Source organism: Amycolatopsis ultiminotia (genome assembly GCF_039536925.1).
In the GTDB taxonomy this organism is placed as follows: domain Bacteria; phylum Actinomycetota; class Actinomycetes; order Mycobacteriales; family Pseudonocardiaceae; genus Amycolatopsis; species Amycolatopsis ultiminotia.
The window spans coordinates 383,262-405,339 of record NZ_BAAAZN010000006.1; the positions used below are offsets into that span (position 1 = coordinate 383,262).

Sequence of the window (22,078 nt, forward strand, 5' to 3'; positions counted from 1 at the left end):
GGGTTGCCCGTTCATGAGATGCCCAATTCGTCGTCCAGCACGGCAAACAGCTCGTCGTCGGTGGCTTCGCCGAGATCGGCCCGTTCAGTGGCCCCGGTGGCGTGCGCGTCGGCCCATTTGCGTACGAGCGCGTCCAGCCGGGCGGTGACCTTGCCGGTCGAGCCGTTGAGCGCGCCGGCCGCGCCGCCGAGCAGCGCTTCCAGCCGGTCGATCTCGGCCAGCAGCGGTTCGGCGGGGCCGCAGCCCGCACCGAGCAGATCGTGCAGCCGCTGCGCGAGGGCGGACGGCGTCGGATGGTCGAACACGACGGTCGCGGTCAGTTTCAGTCCGGTACGCGCGCCCAGCCGGTTGCGCAGCTCGACCGAGGTGAGCGAATCGAAGCCCATCTCCTGGAACGCGCGCTCCGGCTCGACCGCCGCCGCGGACGCGAACCCGAGCACCGCGGCCACTTCCTCGGCCACCACAGTAAGCAGGTAGGGCGCGCGCTCTTCCTCCGGCAGCGCGCCCCACCGCGTCGCGACGTCCCCGCCGGCCCGGACCGAGCTGCGGCGTGGCGCACTGCGGACCAACCCACGCAGCACCGGCGGCAGACTGTCGGTCCGGGCACGCAACGCGGACCGGTCCAGCCGCACCGGCGCGAGGACGGCGTCCTCTGCGGTGAGGCAGATGTCCAGCAGTGCCAACGCTTCGGCGGTCTCCATCGGCGGGGTGCCGAGCCGCCGCAGCCGCCGCAGGTCGGCGGCGTCCAGTTCGCCTGCCATTCCGCCGTCCTCGGCCCAGGCACCCCAGCACAGCGACGTGGCCGGAAGTCCCAGCGCACGCCGGTGTTCGGCCAGTTCGTCGAGGAACGCGTTCGCGGCAGCGTAACCGGCCTGCCCCGCGGCCAGTGCGGTACTGGCGGCGGACGAGAACACCACGAACGCGTCGAGCTCGCGCGTCAGCTGGTGCAGGTGCCAGGCCCCGTCCACCTTCGGTGCGAAAACCCGTTCGGTCTCGTCCTCGGTGAGGCTTTCGACCCGCCCAGCGGAGGGCACCCCGGCCGCGTGGATCACCGCGGCCAGCGGAGCGTCGGGGGCCACGCCGTCGAGCAGCGCACGCACCGAGCCGGCGTCGGTGACGTCGCAACGTTCGATCGCGACCTGTGCACCCAGCCCGGACAGCTCCGCCCGCAACTCGGCCGCACCGGGAGCGTCCGGACCGCGGCGGCTGGTAAGCAACAGCCTGCGCACACCGTGGTTGGCTACGAGGTGCCGAGCGACGACCGCGCCGAGACCGCCGGTGCCCCCGGTGATGAGCACTGTGCCACGCCAGTTGACTCCGGCCGAAGCTGTGGTGGCCGCAGTGAATCGGGGCGCGTAGACCTGGCCGTCGCGGACTGCGGTCTCCGGTTCACCGGTGGACAGCGCCGCGGCGGGGTCGCCGTCCACGAGAACGAACCGGCCGGGGTTTTCCGCCTCGGCTGCCCGGATCAGGCCCCATGCCGGGGCCAGCGCCGGGTCGACGTCCTCACCGGACACCGACACCGCACCGCGCGTGACCACCGCCAGCCGGCCTTCGCCGTCGAGTGTCTCGCGGATCGCCGCGAGCACCTGCCGGGCCACCCCACGGGCGGCAGCCGGGACTTCGCACTCCGAAGTGGACACTTCGAGCACCCGGATGTCGTCCGTCTCGCCGGCCTCGGTGACCGGCTCCCAGGAGACGCGGTACAGCGAATCCCGCACGGGCGCCAACTTGTCCGTCGAGATCGCCCGCGCGGCGAGCGAATCCGCGGTGAGCACCGGGACACCGGCGGTGTCGGCGATCTGCACCGTGATGGTGTCCGGCCCGGTGGGCGACACTCGAACCCGCAGTGCCGAAGCGCCTGCGGAATGCAAGGTCGTGCCGCTGAAGGAAAACGGCAGCATCGGGCCGGCCTCGCCGTCCTCCGGAGGAGGCGCAAGCAATTGGGCGTGCATGGCCGCATCGAGCAGGGCCGGATGCAGACCGTACTCACGCGCCTCGGCGCCCTCGGGAAGCGCGACCTCGGCGTAGGTGTCTTCGCCGTGACGCCACATCGCGCGCAGGCCCTGGAACGCCGTGCCGTAGTCGTAGCCGAGGTCGGCGAGTGTCGTGTATGGATCGTCGAGCTCCACCTCCGTGGCACCCGGCGGCGGCCATTCGGTGAAATCGAACGACGGCGGTTCGGCGGCCGGAGTCACGAAACCACTGGCGTGTCGCGTCCATTCCTCGGCACTGTCCGGTCGCGAATGGACGGTGACGGTCCGGCGCCCGGCCTCGTCCGCTGCTTCCACCGAGACCTGGATCGCCACCGCCCCGGCCAGAGTCAGCGGCGCTTCGAGCGTCAACTCTTCGATGCGGGCACACCCGACTTCATCAGCGGCACGGTGGACCAGCTCGACGAACGCCGTGCCCGGGAGCAGCACGGTGCCGAGCACCACGTGGTCGGCCACCCAACCATCGACGGACAGCCGTCCGGTGAGGACTGTCGCCCCGGTTTCCGGCACGTGGACTACTGCGCTCAGCATCGGATGCGCGGCGGACTGCTGACCGTGGCCGACCGGATCGCCTGACGATGCCGTCGCGGGCAGCCAGTAGCGGGTGCGGCGGAAGGCGTAAGTGGGCAGGTCCACCCGGCGAGCGCCGGGGAAGAACGCCGGCCAATCCACCGGAACGCCCCGGGTGTGCAGTGTCCCGACCGCGGTGACCACCGCCTCGGCCTCCCCGCGGTCCTTGCGCTGACCCGCGACGAAGGCGAGCGATTCGTCATCGAAACCGGACCGTCCGGCCGCGGTGAGCACGGCCGCCGGGCCGACCTCCAAGAAGGTACGTACTCCCTCGTCGACGAGCTTCTGTACACCGTCGTGGAAGCGGACTGTGGCGCGGACCTGGTGCACCCAATAGTCCGCAGTACACACATCACCACCAGCCGTAGACACAATCGGAATCTCCGGCCGATGATACGTCAGCCCACGCGCCACCGCCGCAAACTCAGCCAACATCGGCTCCATCAACGGCGAATGAAACGCATGCGACACCCTCAACCAGCTCGACTTACGCCCCGGGAACTCCGCCACCACCGCATCAACCGCCACCCGCACCCCAGAAACAACCACCGAACCCGGACCATTAACCGCAGCAACACCCACCCCGTCCGTCAGATACGGAACAACCTCATCCTCAGCCGCCTCCAACGCCACCATCGCACCACCCGACGGCAACGCCTGCATCAACCCCGCCCGCGCAACCACCAACACAGCAGCATCCGACAACGACAACACCCCACCAACATGCGCCGCCGCCAACTCACCAACCGAATGACCCAACAAACAATCCGGCCTAACCCCCCACGACCACAACAACCGAAACAACGCCACCTCAACCGCAAACAACGCAGGCTGCGTATACCCAGTCTGTTCCAGGGCTTCGGCATCGGTCAGGACAGTCCGCAGTGGACGATCCAGGTGTGGATCCAGCGCGGCGCACACCTCGTCCAGCGCTTCGGCGAACACCGGGTAGCTCGCGGCCAGCTCGGTACCCATCCCGGCCCGCTGCGCGCCCTGTCCGGTGAACAGGAACGCCAAGCGCCCGCTGTTCCGGCGGTCGCGGAGCACGTTCGGGTCCCCGTCGGCAAGCGCGGAAAGCCCGGCCAGCAGCTCGTCGGTGCACGACCCGACGACGACCGCACGGTGGTCGAGCGCAGAACGCGTGGTGGCAAGGGAAAATCCGACGTCGGCGGGCGAGCCCGCCACCTGTTCGGCCAGCCGGCGCGCCTGGGCGGCCAGCGTGTCCGCCGAGTCCGCGGACACCGGCCAGGCGAGCACCGGCAGCTCGGCCGGCTCCGCAACGTCCTCGCCGCCCGGATCGGCAGGCTCGGCCTGCTCGACGATCACATGTGCGTTGGTCCCGCTGATGCCGAACGACGACACCCCGGCGCGGCGCGGACGGCCGGTCTCCGGCCACGTCCTCGCCTCGGTGAGCAGTTCCACCGCGCCTGCCGACCAGTCCACGTGCGGCGACGGCGCGTCCACGTGCAGGGTCTTCGGGAGCACCCCGTGCCGGATCGCCTGCACCACCTTGATCACGCCGCCGACGCCGGCCGCCGCCTGGGTGTGCCCGACGTTCGACTTCAACGAACCCAGCCACAGCGGCGCACCGGCCTGGCGGTCGCGGCCGTAGGTGGCCAGCAGCGCCTGCGCCTCGATCGGATCGCCCAGCTTCGTACCGGTGCCATGGCCTTCGACCAGGTCGACGTCCGCGGCGGCGAGCCCTGCCGAAGCCAGCGCCTGCCGGATCACCCGCTGCTGCGCGGGTCCATTGGGGACAGTCAAGCCACTCGACGCGCCATCGGAATTCACCGCAGAGCCACGCACCACGGCGAGCACCGGGTGGCCGAGCCGCCGAGCCTCGGAAAGCCGTTCCACCACGAGCACCCCGGCGCCTTCGCCCCAGCCGGTGCCGTCCGCTGCCGCGGCGAACGCCTTGCACCGGCCGTCGTCGGAGAGGCCGCGTTGTTCACTGAAGTACACAAAGGTCTCCGGCGTGGCCATCACCGTGACCCCGCCGACGAGCGCCAGCGAGCAGTCGCCACGACGCAGCGCCTGCGTTGCCCAATGCAGTGCGACGAGCGACGACGAGCAGGCAGTGTCCACACTCACCGCCGGGCCCTCCAGCCCGAGCGCGTAAGCCACTCGCCCGGACACCACGCTGCCGGCTGCCGCGTGTCCCGCGTAGTCGTGGTACATCACACCGGAGAACACGCCGGTGTCGCTGCCCCGCAGCGTTTCCGGGACGATGCCGGCCCGTTCCAGTGCGGTCCAGGAGGTTTCCAGCAGCACCCGCTGCTGGGCATCCATGGTCAGTGCCTCACGCGGCGAGATGCCGAAGAACTCCGGGTCGAATTCCGCGGCGTCGTAAAGGAATCCGGCCTCGCGGGTGTTGGTGGTGCCCGGCCGTTGCCCGGCCGGATCGTAGAGCGTGTCCAGCGGCCAGCCGCGGTCGCCGGGGAATTCGCCGATGGCGTCGGTACCGGAGGCCACCAGCTCCCACAGGTCCTCCGGAGTACGCACCCCACCCGGATACCGGCAGGCCATCCCGACGATCGCGATCGGCTCGGTGTCGCGCTCGCGCACATCCTGCAGCGCCCGCTTCGCCTCGCGCAGATCGGTGGTCGCGCGCTTGAGGTAGTCGAGCAGCTTGCGTTCGTTCTCGCCGGTCACGCCGCACCTCCCGACTCGGTGCCGGGAATGCGGAAAGCGCCGCCGGACAGGAAATCGGTACTCACGGAATCGACCCACCTAACCGCGGAAAGGGCGGAAGCTGCCACGCCGGGAACGCTACCGACGCACCGATGGCCGCCCCACCCCTAACGGGGCCGCTACCGCCCCACATTCAGCCCGCGAGGCCGGTGACCAGCGTGTGCGGCGCGGGCAGCGCGGCCACTTCGGCACCCAGCGCAGCCGCACCGGCGCGCAGCGCATCATCGGCCACCAACCGGGAAATCTCCTCGGCGGCACCGACCAGTCCGGCGCGCGCTTCGGCCACCCTCGCGCCGAGCGCGGACGCGCTGAGCGAAAGCTGGGGCAGGCCATGGGTCACCGCGGCAAGCGCGAGCGCGGCATCGCCGTCGTGCACCACCGCCGCACACGTCGGCAGCACGGCCGCGGGCGGGGCAGCGTCGACCAGCTTCACGTTGGCAGGAAGCGAAAGCCCGGCGGGCAATGCGCTCGGCTCCACCGCGCAGACCACCTCGGCATCCACATCGGACACCGCGGCGAACACCGGCTCGAACGCGGAGCCGTCGGTCAGGGAAAGCAGGATCCGGCTCCGTCGTGCTTTGCGGCGCAGCCAGGTCGGCACCACCACCGGGCCGAAGTACGGCACATGCCGCACCGAACGTCCCGGGGATTCCCGGTCCCGCAGCGAAGGCGGGACCACATCGAGCGTCAGGTCTGCTTCGGCCGGATCCGGCTCGTCCAGCGCACCCAGCAGCCGTACGGCCACCGCGGCCACCGCCCGCGCGGCCGCGGTCCCGGCCGGCGCCTGCGCATCCGACACCACGACCTCCGGCCGCCACAGCTTCGCGAACTCGACCAACGCGGCGGATTCGGCGAGCGAGGCCTCGTCCCCGCCCTCGAGATCGACCGCGACGCAACCGGTGCGCAGGATCTCCTCGACGAACGAAGGACGTCCGGCAATCTTCACGTCGTGCCCCGCGGCACGCAGCGCCCAGGTGAGCGGCACCAGGGTGTGCAGCCGGGTCGACGACGACGGCGCGGCCAGGAGTACACGCATGGGATCACTCCAGAATACGGAAACCGGGCCGGCCCGGTGCGGACTTCTCGGCTGCGAGACTATCCACTCCGGACCGACCCGGCGTACCCCTAGAAACCGTTACTGCCCCGGCAGTTTCACCGCTTCGATCGGACTTCGCCGCATCGCCAGCCGGGCGGAGAGCGCGGTGACCGGCCATACGATCAGGAAAATCGCCAGCACCACGGCGAGGAACACCCAGACCGGCCCGGACGGGATGATCTCGCCGGTACTGATCGCCATCGGCAGCACGGTGAACAGCGAGATCACGATCCCGAGCACCAGCCCGGTCACCGACACGATGCCGCCCTCCACGAACAGCATCCGCCGCACCTGCCGCCGGTCCGCACCGGCCAGCCGCTGCGCGCCGAACTCCCGCCGCCGCGCCAGTACCGCCACCGCGAGGGTGTTCACCGCGGCGATCGCGGCGTAGGCGATGGCGAGTACCGCCAGCAGGTAGTTGATCAGCGCCTCGACGTCGGCACTCGCCTGGAAACTCTCGGTGAGCGCGTCGGAATCGCCGACCGTAGTGCCCGGCCAGTTCCCGATCCGGTCGGACAGTGCGGACACGAGCGCGTCCGCGTCGGTGCCCTCGGCGGCCCGCACCAGCACCTGCGAGGCCAGCCCGCTGGTGGTGTGCGCGGTGAGCAGTTCCGCGGGCAGCACCATGCTCGCGTAGCTGGACGGGCTGTCCAGCAGCGCCACCACGGTCACCGGCACCTGCGCCCCGTCACCGAGCCGCATGGTGATCCGGTCGCCGAGCTTGAGCTCGAGGTCGTCGGCGACATCCTCGGGCAGCGCGACACTGTTGCCGCGCAACTGCTCCAGCGAACCCTCGGTGACCTCGGTGGCGAGCACCGTGCCGCCCTGGTCCTGCCCGGCCACGCCGAGCAGGCGCAGCGGGTCGCTGCCGTTGCCGTCGTAGGGCTGCTCGATCCAGCCGGAGCTGGTGACCAGCGGCGAGGCCGTGCCGACGCCCTGCGTGCCGCGGATCTGCGCGAACTCCTCCGGGGAGATCCCGCCCGCGTCCGAGGTGACCACGGCATCCGCCTGCAGCTGATCGGAGTACGCGGCCACCTGCGCCTTCTGTGCGGTGGTCTCGGAGTACACGTTGCCGAGCGCGACCGCGCTGGCGAGTGTGACCGGCGTGAGCACCGCGGCGAAGGCGACCGCCCGCGCCCGCGAGTTGATCACCGCAAGCGTGGCGTCGCGGCCCGCGACCCGGCGGATGAACGGGCCGAACCGGTCTGCCACCCAGGCCATGATCTCCGGTCCGAGCAACGCCACCGCGATCGCCCCGGTCAGCACCGCCGGACCGCCGATCGCGGACGCGGTGTCCGCGGGCATGAACAAAGTGGTCGCGGCGAGCAACACGGTGGCCGCGGCGAACACCAGCGCGCCCATCCGGCGCAACGGGTTCACCTTCGCACCGGGAATCGCGGATTCGGCCAGCGCCTGGATCGGCGACGTCCGCGCCGCGGACAGCGCGGCGAACCACGCCGCGGCGTAGGTGATCGCGAGCGTGGCGACGATCCCGGCCGCGAACGCGATGATGTCCTGGGTGAACGCCAGCTCGTGCGGCACGATGCCGAGTGACACGCTGGTGGCGAAGATCCGGCCGCCGAGCAGGCTGCCCAGCACCGCACCGCACAGCGCGGCGAGCACGCCGACCGCCATCGTCTCGGCGAGCACCATCCGGTGCACTTGTTTCGGCGTGGCCCCGGTCGCGCGCAGTAACGCCAGTTCCTGCTGCCGCTGCCGCACGGTGAGGCTGATCGTCGCCGAGACGACCAGCGCCATCACCACCAGGACCATGCCGCCGAACACCGCGGCGAGCAGGATCAGCGGCAGCTGCCCGGCGTCCACGCCGAGGAATTCCGCCGAGCCACGGTCGTCGCCGGTCAGCACGGTCAGCCCGGGAACCTGGTCGGTGAGCTTTCCGGCCAGCTCCCCGGCGTCCACGCCGTCGGCGGGGAACACCCCGACCAGCCCGACGCTGCCCGGATGCGGGTTGTACCGCTGGGCATCCGCGGCGGAGAAGAAGAAGCCCGGCGCCTGCACGTCCTGCGAGGGCTGCGCGATGCCGGAGACCAGGAAGGACTGCCGCTGGCCGTTGACCGCCAGCTCCACGTTCGCGCCGGCGTGCACCCCGGCCGCGCCCGCGGTCGCCGCGTCGAGCACCACCTGACCGGGCGTGCCCGGCGCGGCCCCTTCGGAAAGCTTGTACCCGCCGAGCGCGGCGGAATCCCAGCCGTGTCCGGAAAGGACGGACGAACCGGAGGCCACCGGCGCACCGTCGTGCAACAACGTCGCGGCGAACGACACGTCCGGCACCGCCTGCCCGACGCCCTGGACCGCGGCGATCTTCGCCACCTGGTCCTCGGGCAGCCCGGCCCGCTCCGCGTACGGGACCACCTGGGACTCTTCGTCCGGCAGCTTGAACCCGGAAGAACCCCCGACCACGATCGGCGCGGCGGCCAGCCGTTGCGGCTGCGCCTTCAGCACGATCGCCGTCTCGAACAACCCGGCACACGCAATGAGCAGCCCGCAGCCGATGAGGATCGCGACGAACGACGCGAGCGACGCCGCCGCGCGGTAGCGCAGGCTGGAAAGCGCGAGGCCGAGCACCACCCGCCGCGAATTCACCGCTGCCCCCTGGCCTGCTTGGCCTGTGCGCCCAGCTGCGCCAGGGTGCCCGCCACCGCCTCCACGCTCGGTGTGGCCATCTGCGTGACGATCTGTCCGTCCACGAGGAACAGCACGTTGTCCGCATAGGACGCGGCGACCGGATCGTGGGTGACCATCACGATGGTCTGGCCCGCGCTCACCAGTTCCCGCATCAGGCCGAGCACCTCGAGCGCGGTGGTCGTGTCGAGCGCGCCGGTGGGTTCGTCGGCGAACACCACCTGCGGGCGGGCGGCCAGCGCACGGGCGATCGCCACCCGCTGCTGCTGTCCGCCGGACAGCTCGCCCGGACGGTGCTTCACCCGCTGCGAGAGCCCGACCCGCGCGATCACCTGGCTCACCCACGCCTGGTCCGGCTCGCGGCCGGCCAGCAGCGTCGGGAGCGTGACGTTCTGCTCCACGTTGAGCGCGGGCATCAGGTTGAACGACTGGAAGACGAAGGCAACGTGCTGACGGCGCAGTTCGGTCAGCTTGGTCTCGCTCTTGCCCTTCAGGTCGGTCCCCACCAGGGTGACCCGGCCCGAGCTCGGCTTGTCCAGCCCGGCCGCGCAGTGCAGCAGGGTGCTCTTGCCCGAACCGGACGGTCCCATCACCGCGGTGAAGGACCCGGCGGGAAAGCCGACGGAGACCCCGGAGAGCGCTTCGACCGCGCTTTCGCCGGAGCCGTAGGTCTTGTGCACCGCGTCCAGCCGGACCGGCGCTTCGACAGAAGTCATCGTGGGCACGTCGTTCACTCCGATCCGCTCCCGGCACCACGGCGGTCCGAGCCGAAGTACCACCACAAGGCGAGCAGGACGCCGCCGACACCGACCGTCCACAACCAGAACGGTGCTTTGAAGGACATGCTGATCAGGCTCATCAGCAGCCAGATCACGAACTGGACGCCACTGACGACGGCCCAGAGGATGGTGACGATCCGGCGAGCGAGTCCGCTCGCGGAGCGGGTCTGTTCGGTGCTCTCCGGCATGAGGCCCCCCAATACGGCTTCGGCGGAGTCGATTAATTGTGCATGGCTTGCACAGTTTAGCGGAAATCCGGCGAACACGGAACCCGGACCCCGATCCGGCCCCGATCCGGGGTGCACACCCGGTTCAGGGGTTGCCTCCCGCCCCCGGCCCAGCCGGTCCGTCCCGGCCGGTGCACCTGCCGATCCGGCCCCGGTCGGGTCACCCGGCCAACCCGAACCACCCGGCTGGTTCACCCAGCGGACCCAGCGGACCCTGCGCGCCCGGGTCACCCGGCCAACCCGGCCGGCCGGCTACCCGGCGGACCCTGCGCAACCGTCCGGAAGTCCGGCGGACCCGCCCGGCCCGGGGTCGTTCAGCGGGTGTCGCCTGCCGCGGCGCGGGTGCGGCGGTCGAAGTCGCGGACGCTCCACACGCCCGCGACCAGCACTCCGCCGCCGAGCAGCACCCACAGCAGCCACAGCGGATCCCATTGGCCGCCGATCACCCCGATGAAGAACCAGATCAGCACGTTCACCCCGCCGACGAACGCCCACAGCCCCGCGGCCAGCCGCGGTGCGGCCTCGAGCAGCGCGGGCGCCGGCGCGTCCGTGCGGCCCTCGACGGCGGCGCGCAGCACCGGATGCGAACCGGCCAGCCGCACCCTGGCCAGCCGACGGGCCGCTTCCTGCCCGTCGTACTGTCCGACGGAGCGGGCGTGCTCGATCTCGGTCGCCGCCAGCTTCCGGTCCAGATCGGTGACCCGTCCGAATCCGAACCGGTTGGTCTCGCTCACGTCCGCTCGCCCCCAGCCCAGATCAGTGTAAGACTTGCACAGTTTACTGAAGGACGTCCCGGAGCGAAAGATGCCGATCGAACCCGACCCGCGTGATCTCCCACCCGGCCTGGCCCCGGCGTGGCTCGGCGGACCGCGCCCGCGGCGTGGCCCGAAACCGGCGCACACCGTCGCCGAGGTGGTGGCAGCCGCGGTCGAACTGGCCGACGCCGAGGGCCTTGCCGCAGCGTCGCTGCCGAACATCGCCGCCTCGCTGGGGCTGACCACCAACGCGCTGTACCGCTACGTCGGGTCGAAGGACGAGCTGATCGCGCTGCTCGCCGACGCCGGATTCGGCCCGCCGCCGGAACTGCCGGAGCCGGACGACTGGCGCGCGGGGGTGCGCGCGTGGGCCGCGGCCGCGCTGGAGCGGTACGCGGCCCGGCCGTGGCTGCTGGAGGTGCCCTACCGCGGCGGCGGGCTGACCCCGCACCGGTTGCGCTGGACGGAACTGCTGCTGGCCACCCTGACCGGAGCGGGGCTGTCCGAAGCGGACGCATTGGGCTGTGCCGAGCTGGTCACCGATCTGGCCCACACCACCGCGGAACGCCGCCGTGCGCTGTCCGGACCGGACGCCGCGGACAGCCCCGCCGAGGAGGTCCGCACCTTCCTGCGGCCCCGGCTGGCCGACGAGGGCTACCCGCATCTGGCCGGTCTCGCCGAGGCGGGGCACTTCCCCGCCCCGGCACCGAACGGATTCGCACTCGAGCGCGCGCTGGACGGAATCGCCGCCCTGCTCAGTCCCGTCCGCTGACCCGCTGGCCGATGAACAGCCCCGCCCGGTCCAGCGCCTCGTCGGCCTCGTCGAGCATCCCGGAGTAGCACTGGAACACGTGCGGTACGCCGGCCACGACGTCCAGGATCACGTCCGCCCCTGCCGCCCGTGCCCGCACCGCCGCCCTGGTCGAATCGTCGAGCAGGATCTCGTTGGTGCCCACCTGGATGAGCAGCGGCGGGAACCCGGTGAAATCGGCCGAAACCGCCGGGCTGAGCAGCGGGTTCCGCGGATCCTGCCCGGCAAGGTAGAGCGCACCGGGACCGGACAGGGATTCGGGGGTGAACATCGGGTCGGCGGCTGCCCTGGTCACCATGCTCTCACCGGTGAGGGTCAGGTCCAGCCACGGCGAGAACAGCACAACCGCCGCGGGCAGCGGCAGTCCCGCGGCACGGGCGGACAGGCAGGTCGTGACGCACAGGCCACCGCCGGCGGAATCCCCGGCGAACACGATGGATCCGGGGTGCACGCCCTGTTCCAGCAGGTCGCGGTAGGCGCTGAGGCAGTCGTCGGCGGCAGCCGGGTACGGCTGCTCCGGGGCCAGCCGGTAGTCGAGGGAAAGCGCGCGGAAGCCGGTCCGGGTCACCAGGTTCCCGGTCTGCGACAGCGCGGTCTCGGGTGCACCGACCACGAACGCACCACCGTGGAAGTACAGGATGGTGCCCGGCCCCGGACCGGCGGCGGGCTCCACCAGCAGGGCACGCCGGCCGCCCAGCTTCGTCTCCTCGGTGCGGATCCCGCCGGGCACCAGCGCCTTGGCCATCAGTTCCCGGAACTCGGCACGGAACTGCGGGACGGATGTGCGTTCCCCCGCCGGACGCGCCCGGACCGCCGCGTCGACCTGCTCCCGCTGTTGCCTGCTCATCGCGTCTCCCTCGTGAAGTCCTGTCCGCCGACCCTATGCCGGGGCAGCCGACCCGCGATCGCGCGGTCAGCGGGTGTCCAGCCAGGTGTGCACGGCTTTCGCGGTGGTTTCGGCGTCCGCGTCGACCAGGCTGAAGTGGTCCCCGGGCACGGTCACCACAGTGTCCGCGCGGTGCCAGGTCGTACGCCAGCTCGCCGGATCGTCGCTCGCCCGTGCCGGGTCGTCGCCGGCCGTGGTGAACCGGTGCTCCGGCTGCAGCAGCACCGTCGGCGCGGACACCACGGGCAGGTCCAGTCCGTCGAGCAGGCCGAGGTAGTGCGCCATCGCGGTGAGCTTGTCCCGGTCGAACGGGCCGTACTGCTCCTCCCGTTCGAGCATGCCCGCGGCCATGTCCGCGACGGTGTCCGCGGTCTGCTCGCCGCCGCCGTCCATCGCGTAGCTGTCCAGCAGGACGACCGCGGCAGGCGCCGGACCGGACTCCTCCAGCCGGGCGGCCAGGGTGTAGGCCAGCACACCGCCGGACGAGTAGCCGACCAGTGCGTACGGTTCGCCGCCTGCGGCCGGCCGCACGCTCGCGGCGAGCACGTCCAGGATGGCCTCCACGTCGGCAGGAACCTGTTCTCCGGTAAGGAATCCCGGTGTCGGCAGCACAGAGAACCCGCGGGTGCCGCGGAATCGTGCCGCCAACTTCGCGTACTGGTACGCGCCGCCCATTGCCGCGGGCGGGGGTACCGCCAGCAGCCGAGGTGCGGCCGGGCCATCGGCGAGTTCGAGTGCGCGGGGTTCCTCGCCGAGGTCGGCCGTGCCGGTGAACTTCGGGCGCAGGTTGGCCGCAGCCGCCAGCAGGGCGATGCCGTCTTCGACCCGGCCACCGCGGACCGCCTCGAAGAACATCTGCCGCAACGGATCTCCTTCCGCCGCAGTGGCAGTACCGGTGAGCACGTCGAGCAGATGCGCGGCAAGACCGGCCGGAGTGCGATGGTCGAACACCACCGACGCCGGCAGCGTGACCTTCGCCGCGCTCGCGATCCGGTTGCGCAGCTCGACCGCGGTGAGCGAATCGAACCCTGCTTCGAGGAAGTGCGCGTCGGGATCGAGTGCGTCGGTGTCCGCGTATCCGAGCAGTCCGGCCGCCTGCTCGAGCACGAACGTGCGCAGCCCCTTCTCGGTCAGTTCCAGTTCCGGCACCGGCGTGTCGACCACGGCGCGCCGCTTCTTCACCGACGTGGCCCGCTGCGCGGCTTCCGCCACCGCGGACTCGACTTGACCCAGCACCACCGAAGCCGCAGCGGCCACCGGGCGTCCGGAGAAGTCCGTGAGCAACAGCGACACCGCATCATCCGCGATCCGGGTCAGCTTGGCGCGCAGGCGTGCCGCACCGGTGGCGAAAAGCCGGAAGTCCTGCCATTCCACCGGGGTTCCGCCCACTGTGGACAGTACCGCGGCGAGCGCAGCCGGGTGCAGGCCGAACCGGTCGGCCCGATCCTCCGGAGCCAGCTCCACCTCGGCGTAGGCCGAGCCGTCGGTGGGTGGCCATTGCGTCAACGGTTGCGGCTCGGCATCGTCATCCTCGGCCAGAATGCCTTCCGCGTGACGCAGCCAGCCCTGGCCGGATCGCGAGTGGACGGTGACCGGACGACGGCCCTCGCCGTCCGGCTCCCCGACGACGACCTGGAGCTGGGTCGCGGTGTCGCCGACGGCGATCGGCACCTCGGTGGCCAGCCGTTCGAGCCTGCCGCAGCCGACCTCGTCCCCGGCGCGCACGGCCAATTCGACGAAACCGGCCGTCGGGAAGGTGTCCCCGCTGGGCCAGGTGGACCGCGAGAGCGATCCGGTGAGGACCACAGTGGACGATCCGGCCACCGTCATCGGCGAACCCGCCAACGCGATGTCGCCGGTCTCCCGACGGGCTTCCATATCGACCGTCGGCCAGTACCGCGAGCGGTGGAACGCGTACGGCGGAAGGGAAACTGCCGCCGGAACGCGGCCGGAGAACATCTTCGCCACGTCCAGCCCGGCTCCGCACACGTGCAGCTGACCGGCAGCCAGCAATACCGCAGCGACTTCGGGACGGTTCTTTCGCAGCACCGGCACGAAGGTGACGTCCTCGGTTCCGTTCAGTGCGGCTTGCGCCGCCGCGGTGAGCACTCCGTCGGTGCCCAGCTCAACGAACCTGGTGGCGTTCGCGACCGGTACGGCGTCGGCGAAGCGGACTGTGCCGCGGCAGTTCGCGACCCAGTGCGCAGGATCGCGCAACTCGTCGGTCACGGTTTCGCCGGTGACCGTGGACACCACTTCGATGACCGGCTTGTCGTAGGCGAGTTCCTCCGCGATCTCTTCCAGCTCTTCGAGGATCTCGTCAAGGAGCGGGGAATGCACCGCACAGTCGATCGCGAGCCGGGTGCTGCGGCGGCCGAGCTCCGTGAAGTGCTCCGCCACCGTCAGCACGTCCGGTTCGGCGCCGGAGACCACCACGGACTTCGGTCCGTTGACCGCAGCCAGCGCGGCTCCATCGGTGAGCAGCGGCCGCACCTCCTCGGCGCTCGCCTCGACCGCGACGACCGCGCCCGGCCGGGTCTCGGCCATCAGCTGACCCCGATGTGCGACGAGCTTGACCGCATCGTCCAAAGTGAACACTCCGGCCAGATGCGCGGCCGCGATCTCGCCGACCGAGTGTCCGATCAGCACGTCCGGACGTTGTCCCCATGACTCCAGCAACCGGTACAGCGCCACCGCGAACGCGAACACCGCGGCCTGGCTGAACTGCGTGCGGTCCAGTAGCTGCGCGTCGACCGATCCGTCCTCGGCGAACATCACCGCCCGCAGCGAGTGCCCTAGATGCGGATCGAACTTCCCGGAGATCCGGTCCAGTTCGTGCGCAAACACCGGGAAGGCGTCGTACAGCTGCGCACCCATGCCGGCGTGCTGAACTCCCTGGCCCGGCAGGAGGTAGGCGGTACGGCCGCCGGAGCGGGCACGGCCGGTCACCACTTCGTCCGAAGTGGACAGATCGGTCAGTGCGGCCCGCAGCTGCGCAAGGTCCGAACCGAGCACTGCGGCGCGATGCTGGAAGAGCGGGCGCCGGTTCGCCTGTGCGTGAACCAGCTCGAGCGCAGTCAGCGACGGGTTCCGGTCCAGATGCGCCAGCAATGCCGTGGCCTGGTCCGGTAGTGCCGCGGCGGTTCGCGCGGACAGCACCAGCGGTGGCAGCACGCCGCCGGGGTCGGCGCGTTCGGCGACCTCGGCCGGCTCCGCCGCGGGTGCCTGCTCCAGGATCACGTGCGCGTTGGTACCGCTGTAGCCGAAGGCCGACACGGCGGCACGGCGCGGCCGGGCCACCTCCGGCCAGTTGCGGGTCTCGTCCAGCAGGCGCACGGTTCCGGCTGCCCAGTCGACCTCTCGGGTCGGCTCGGTGACGTGCAGGGTCGGCGGAAGCACGCCGTTCTGCAGTGCCTGCACCATCTTGATCACCCCGGCCACGCCCGCGGCGGCCTGGGTGTGCCCGATGTTCGACTTCACCGACCCCAGCCACAACGGCCGGTCGGCCGGTCGTTCACGGCCGTACGTGGCCAGCAGCGCGGAGGTTTCGATGCGGTCGCCCAACGGGGTGCTCGCACCGTGCCCTTCGACAGCATCCACTTCGGACGGTTCGAGCCCGGCCGCGGTCAGCGCCCGGCGGATCAGCCGCTCCTGCGCCGGAGCGCTGGGTGCGGTGAGGCCGTTGGACGCGCCGTCCGCGTTCACCGCGCTGGACTTCACCACCGCGAGCACGTCGTGTCCGTTCCGGCGGGCATCCGCGAGCCGCTCGACCACCAGCACGCCGACACCTTCGCCCCAGCCGAACCCGTCGGCCGCGGCGGAGTAGGGCTTGCACCGGCCGTCGCGGGCCACCGCACCGTCCACGAACTGGGCGAACGGGGCAGGCGAGACCAGCGCGGAAACCCCGGCCACCAGCGCCAGCGAGCAGTCGCCGCCGCGCAGCGCCTGCGTTGCCTGGTGCAGTGCGACCAACGAGGACGAACACGCCGTGTCCACCGAAACGGCCGGTCCTTCCAACCCGAACGCGTAGGCGACGCGGCCGGAAACCACGCTGCTGAGCGCGCCGGAACCGCGGTAGAGCCCACCGCCCTGTTCCAGCGCGTCACCGGGGTCGTAGTCCGACTGCATCACGCCGACGAACACCCCGGTGGTGCTTCCCTTCAGCGACACCGGATCCACCCCGGCGTTCTCCAGCGCGACCCACGACGACTCCAGGAGCATCCGCTGCTGCGGGTCCATCATCACGGCCTCGTTCGGGCTGATGCCGAAGAACGCCGCGTCGAAGTCGGTCGCGTCCGGTACGAACCCGCCCTGCGGGGTGCCACCGTCCGGCGCAACCTGCGGCAGCCAGTGGTCCATGTCCCACGCCCGGTCGAGCGGGAAATCGCCGATGCCGTCGCGGCCGGCGGCCACCAGCTCCCACAGCTGTTCCGGTGTGCCGACGCCGCCCGGGAAGCGGCAGGCCATGCCGACGATCGCGATGGGTTCGTCGGTGCCGGCCAGGACGGGTCCGGCGTCCGGCGTCGCCTCGCCGAGGTCGCCGAGGTCGCCGAGCAGCGATTCGTGCAGGTGGGCGGCCAGAGCACCGGCGGTCGGATGGTCGAACACCAGTGTCGCGGTGAGGCTCAGTCCGGTGACCTCGTTGAGCGTGTTGCGCAGCTCCACCGCGGTCAACGAGTCGAAGCCGAGGTCCTTGAACGCGCGGTCGGCGTCGATCACGTCGGCCGAGCTGTGCCCGAGCACCGCAGCCGCGTGCTGCACCACCAGCTCCCGCAGATAGTCCGGGCGCTTGTCCGCGGGCAGCCGGATCAGCTTGCCGAGCAACGAGTCCGCGCCCGCTTCGCGGTCGGACACCGTCCGTCGTGCCGCCGGGAGCAGGCCACGCAGCACATCCGGCACGGACCCGGCGGCCCGCCAGGCGGCCAGGTCCAGCTTCACCGGGACGAATCCGGCACCGGCCGAGCCGACCGCGGCGTCGAACAGCGCCAGCCCCTCCTCCGCGGAGAACGCGCCGAGACCGTGTTTTCCGGTGGTGTCCCCGGCCATGCCTGCCGCCGATTCCCACATCCCCCAGGCGAGCGAGTGCGCCGGTTTGCCCTCGGCCCGGCGATGTCCGGCCAAGGCGTCGAGGAAAGCGTTTGCGGCCGCGTAGTTCGCCTGCCCGGGTGCGCCGAGCACCCCGGCGGCCGAGGAAAAGGTGACGAACGCGGAGACCGCACCGGCGAGTTCGTGCAAATGCCAGGCGGCGAGCGCCTTCGGGTCGAAAACGCCGTCGATACGGGCCGGGGTGAGTGCGGACAGCACGCCGTCGTCGAGCACGCCCGCCGCGTGCACCACCGCGGTGACCGGGTGCTTCTTCACCAGCCGGGCGACCGCCTTCCGGTCGGTCAGATCGCAGGCGGCGAGGATCGGCTCCACGCCGAGCCCGGCCAGCTCCTCGACCAGTTCCGCTGCACCGGGCGCCTGCTCCCCTCGACGGCTCACGAGCAGCAGCTTCCGCGCGCCCTGGCGGGCGAGATGGGTCGCGACGAGCCGTCCGAGTGCCCCGGTGCCGCCGGTGAGCAGCACGGTTCCGGCCGACCAGTCGACCGGCTCGGCGGGTTCGGGCACGGCTCGCGCCAGCCGCGGGACCCATACCTCGGCACCGGACACTCGGACCGCCGACTCGTCACCCGCGGCGATCGCAGCGAGCTGGGCATCCGTGGGCGTACCTTCGACCAGCACGAGCCGGCCCGGGTTCTCGACCTGGGCCGAGCGGACCAACCCGGACACTGCGGCGCCGGCCAGGTCACTGCCGGTCACCACGAGCAGCGGTCCGGCCTCTTCGGCAAGCTTCTCCTGCACCGTCGCGAGTGCACTGTGCACAGCGGTTTTCGCGGCCCTGGCGTTGTTTCCCGCCTTGGCCCGGTAGACCTCGTAGCCAGTCCCCGCCGCTTCGGGCAGCGTTGCCGGGATCCACTCGACCTGGAACAGCGAGTCCGAACCGCTGGGCACCGCACGTGCCGCGGCGAGCTGCTCGTCGCTGATCCCGCGCAGCTGCAACTTGCCCACCCGGGCCACCGGAGCACCGGTCGTGTCGGCCAGCCGCACCTCCACCGCCTGTGCGCCGGACGGACGCACGTGGACACGGAGCGCAGCGGCCCCGGTCGCGAACAGTTCGACGTCCGACCACGCATACGGCAACGTGGTCCCTTCGCCCGCAGCGGCGCTGAGGCCCACGGCATGCAGCGACGCGTCGAACGCCGCCGGGTGCAGGCCGAACGCTTCGGCACTGAGCCGATCCTGTTCGGGTAGTGAGACCTCGGCGTAGACGTCCGCACCGTGCTGCCACGCCGCGCGCAGGCCTTGGAACACCGGCCCGTAGGCCATTCCGCCGTCGGCCAGCAGGTCGTACATGCCCTCGACGTCGATCGCCTCGGCGCCGGTGGGCGGCCATTCGGCGAGATCGAACGTCGCGCCGGTCGCGGCGGGAGCGAGGGTGCCGTCGGCGTGCCGGGTCCAGCCGGCCGCGGTGGCGAGATCGTCGGGTCGTGCGTGGACACTGATCGGCCGCGTGCCGTCCGTGGCCGGGGTGCCGATGCGCACCTGGATCCGTGCCGAACCCTTCGCGGGCAGCACGAGCGGCGCATGCAGCGTCAGATCCCGGACACGGCCGCAGCCGACCTCGTCCCCGGATCGCACCGCCAGCTCCACGAACGCGGTGCCGGGCAACAGGATCGCACCGCCCACCAGATGGTCGCCGAGCCAGGGGTGGGTCGCCGCGGAAACCCGGCCGGACAGCACGATGCCGTCCGCGTCCGCGAGCAGCGTGGCCGCACCGAGCAGCGGATGGTCGACCGGATCGAGGCCCATGGAGGTGACGTCACCCGCGCCCGCCTCCACGTCCAGCCAGTAGCGCTGACGCTGGAACCGGTAGGTCGGCAAGTCGACCTGGCCCGCGCCGCGAGCGGCGAAGTGCGCAGCCCAGTCCGGAACCACGCCACGGACGTGCAGCGTGGCGAGCGCAGTGACCAGCGCGACGTCTTCCGGCACATCGCGCCGCTGCGCGGGAACGGCGACGGCGTCGTCCGCGGACTGCGGAACCACCGCAGTGAGCGGACCGTCCGGCCCCAGTTCCAGGAACCGGCGCACGCCCTCGGCGGCGAGCGAACGCACGGCGTCGGCGAACTGCACCGGCTCACGCACGTTCCGCACCCAGTACTGCGGGTCGGCCAGTTCCTCGTCGACCTCCGTACCGGTCACACTGGACACCACCGTGATCGACGGCCGTGCGTAGGTGATGCTCTCTGCCACCTCGCGGAACTCGGCGAGCATCGGCTCCATCAGTCGCGAGTGGAACGCATGCGACACCTTCAACCGCGTCGTGCGACGACCGGCGTCGGTGAACTTCTCCGCCACGGCGAGCACCGCGTCCTCGGCTCCCGACAGGACCACCGAACGCGGCCCGTTCACCGCGGCGACATCGACCGTCCGTTGTGGATCGTGCGTGGCAACTTCCTCCGGCGTGCCTTCGACCGCCACCATCGCGCCGCCCTCGGGCAGCGCCTGCATCAACCGGCCACGAGCTGCGACGAGCTTCGCCGCGTCGGCGAGCGAGAACACCCCGGCGCAGTGCGCGGCAGCGAGCTCACCGATGGAGTGCCCGCACAACGCATCGGGCGTGCTCCCCCACGATGCGGCCAAGCGATACAACGCGACTTCGAACGCGAACAGCGCGGCCTGGGTGTTCCCAGTCCGGGCAAGCGCTTCCGCGTCCTGCTCAATTACCGTCCTAATCGGACTGTCGAGATGCCGGTCGAGTTCCGCGCAGGCAGCCGCGTACGCCTCGGCGAACACCGGGAACGCCGCGGCCAGCTCGCGCCCCATCCCGAGCCGCTGCGAGCCCTGGCCGGAGAACAGGAACGCGACCGTTGCGTCGCCACGAGCCAAACCGGTCACCGCGCCGGGCTCACCATTCGCGAGCGCGGTCAACGCGGAGCGCAGCTCCTCGGCGGACTTCCCGACCACGGCAGCGCGGTGGTCCAGGTGAGTACGCGCGGCGCCGAGCGTGCGGGCGACGTCGAGCAGCGGCAAGTCCGGGTGCGCACCAAGGTGCTCGGCCAGTACTTCCGCCTGCGCACGCAACGCCTGTGGCGTACGGCCGGACAGCACGAAAGGCACTGCGGCACCGTCCCGCGGAGCTTCCTCGATCGCCTCCGGATCCGGGGCCTCTTCGAGGATCACGTGCGCGTTGGTCCCGCTCAGCCCGAAGCACGAGACGGCCCCACGGCGCGGCCGGTCGGCCCGCTCCCACGGCCGGGCCTCGGTGAGCAGCTCGACCCGGCCGGCAGTCCAGTCCACCTGCCGGGTCGGCTTGTCGACGTGCAGGGTTTTCGGCAGTTCGCGGTGGTTCAGCGCCAGCACCAGCTTCAGCACCCCGGCCACCCCCGAGGCGGCCTGGGTGTGGCCGAGGTTCGACTTGATCGAGCCCAGCCACAGCGGTTCTTCGCGGTCTTGGCCGTAAGTGGCGAGCAGCGCGTGTGCTTCGATCGGGTCGCCGAGCTTGGTCGCGGTGCCGTGCGCCTCGACCACGTCGACCTCGTCCGGCTGCAACCGCGCGTTCGCGAGCGCTTGGCGGATCACCCGCTGCTGCGCCGGCCCGTTCGGCGCGGTCATACCGTTCGAGGCGCCGTCCTGGTTGATCGCGGTGCCACGCACGAGGGCGAGCACCGGGTGCCCGTTGCGACGCGCGTCGGACAGCCGCTCCACGAGCACCATGCCGCAACCCTCAGACCAGCCGGTGCCGTCCGCGGAATCGGCGAAGGTGCGGCAGCGCGCGCTACGGGCGAGCGTGCCGTCGAGGGAGAACTCCACGAACGTGCGCGGGCTGGACATCACCGAAACACCGCCGGCGAGCGCGAGCGAGCATTCCCCGCTGCGCAGTGCCTGCACCGCCAGGTGCAGCGCGACGAGCGAGGACGAGCACGCGGTGTCGATGGTGACCGCGGGGCCTTCGAGCCCGAAGGTGTAGGCGAGCCTGCCCGAGATGACCCCGGACGAACCGTAGCTGCCCTGGTAGTTGTGGTACATCGTGCCGGCGAACACACCGGTCGCAGTGCCCTTCACCGAATGCGGCGCGATCCCGGCACGTTCGAAGGCCTCCCACGAGGTTTCCAGCAGCAGCCGCTGCTGCGGGTCCATCAGCAGCGCCTCGCGCGGGCTGATGCCGAACAGATCGGCGTCGAAATCCAGGGCGTCGTACAGGAAACCGCCTTCGCGTACGTAGCTCGAACCGGGACGCTCGCCGGTCGGGTCGTAGAGCCGGTCGATGTCCCAGCCGCGGTTGGCCGGGAACTCGCCGATGGCGTCGACCCCGCCGTGCAGCAACTGCCAGAGTCCGTCGGGGGTGTCCGCACCACCGGGGAGACGGCAGGCCATCCCGACGATCGCGATCGGCTCGCGCGCGGCTTCGGTGAGCTTGCGGTTCTTCTCGCGCAGCCGTTCGGTCTCCTTCAGGGACGCACGGAGCGCACCGACCAGCTTGTCTTCGGAGTTGCCCACGTGTCCTCGTTCCTTCCACGTCGATCCCGCCGGACCGCTGTGACGATACGAGCGCGCGCCCGGTGCGACCCACCCCTAACCGCCCC

The 22,078-nt window shown here is 71.3% G+C and carries 7 protein-coding genes and 2 pseudogenes; 1 reads left to right on the forward strand and 8 read right to left on the reverse strand.

Going from position 1 to position 22,078, the window contains the following annotated elements; translation table 11 throughout:
* Positions 1 to 11: 11 nt before the first annotated feature.
* The 6 genes and pseudogenes from ABD793_RS16940 to ABD793_RS16965 form a co-directional block, all read right to left on the reverse strand.
* Positions 12 to 5,204 (reverse strand): annotated as a pseudogene (locus ABD793_RS16940) (type I polyketide synthase); the annotation flags it as partial.
* A gap of 184 nt (positions 5,205 to 5,388) precedes the next feature.
* Complete coding sequence (locus ABD793_RS16945) at positions 5,389 to 6,291, reverse strand: nucleotide disphospho-sugar-binding domain-containing protein (protein WP_344860913.1); 903 nt, start codon at positions 6,289 to 6,291, stop codon at positions 5,389 to 5,391.
* Positions 6,292 to 6,390: 99 nt separating this feature from the next.
* Complete coding sequence (locus ABD793_RS16950) at positions 6,391 to 8,955, reverse strand: FtsX-like permease family protein (protein ID WP_344860915.1); 2,565 nt, start codon at positions 8,953 to 8,955, stop codon at positions 6,391 to 6,393.
* Complete coding sequence (locus tag ABD793_RS16955; protein ID WP_344860918.1) at positions 8,952 to 9,710, reverse strand: ABC transporter ATP-binding protein; 759 nt, start codon at positions 9,708 to 9,710, stop codon at positions 8,952 to 8,954. The genes ABD793_RS16950 and ABD793_RS16955 overlap by 4 nt, the downstream gene beginning before the upstream one ends.
* Positions 9,711 to 9,724: 14 nt before the next feature.
* A complete protein-coding gene (locus ABD793_RS16960) occupies positions 9,725 to 9,961 on the reverse strand; it encodes a hypothetical protein (protein ID WP_344860920.1) in 237 nt (78 codons plus the stop codon).
* 353 nt (positions 9,962 to 10,314) lie between these two features.
* Positions 10,315 to 10,734: a hypothetical protein gene (locus tag ABD793_RS16965; protein WP_344860922.1), complete on the reverse strand. Its 420-nt coding sequence runs from the start codon at positions 10,732 to 10,734 to the stop codon at positions 10,315 to 10,317.
* 70 nt (positions 10,735 to 10,804) lie between these two features.
* Here ABD793_RS16965 and ABD793_RS16970 point away from each other — a divergent pair, with 70 nt between their 5' ends.
* Positions 10,805 to 11,527, forward strand: a complete 723-nt coding sequence (locus ABD793_RS16970) for a TetR family transcriptional regulator (protein ID WP_344860925.1) — start codon at positions 10,805 to 10,807, stop codon at positions 11,525 to 11,527.
* On the opposite strand, the gene ABD793_RS16975 is transcribed toward ABD793_RS16970, so the two are convergent.
* On the reverse strand, positions 11,511 to 12,413 hold the full coding sequence (locus ABD793_RS16975; protein ID WP_344860927.1) for an alpha/beta hydrolase: 903 nt from the start codon (positions 12,411 to 12,413) through the stop codon (positions 11,511 to 11,513). The genes ABD793_RS16970 and ABD793_RS16975 overlap by 17 nt on opposite strands.
* A gap of 66 nt (positions 12,414 to 12,479) precedes the next feature.
* Positions 12,480 to 21,992, reverse strand: a pseudogene (locus tag ABD793_RS16980) (SDR family NAD(P)-dependent oxidoreductase); the annotation flags it as partial.
* Between the last annotated feature and the right edge of the window lie 86 nt (positions 21,993 to 22,078).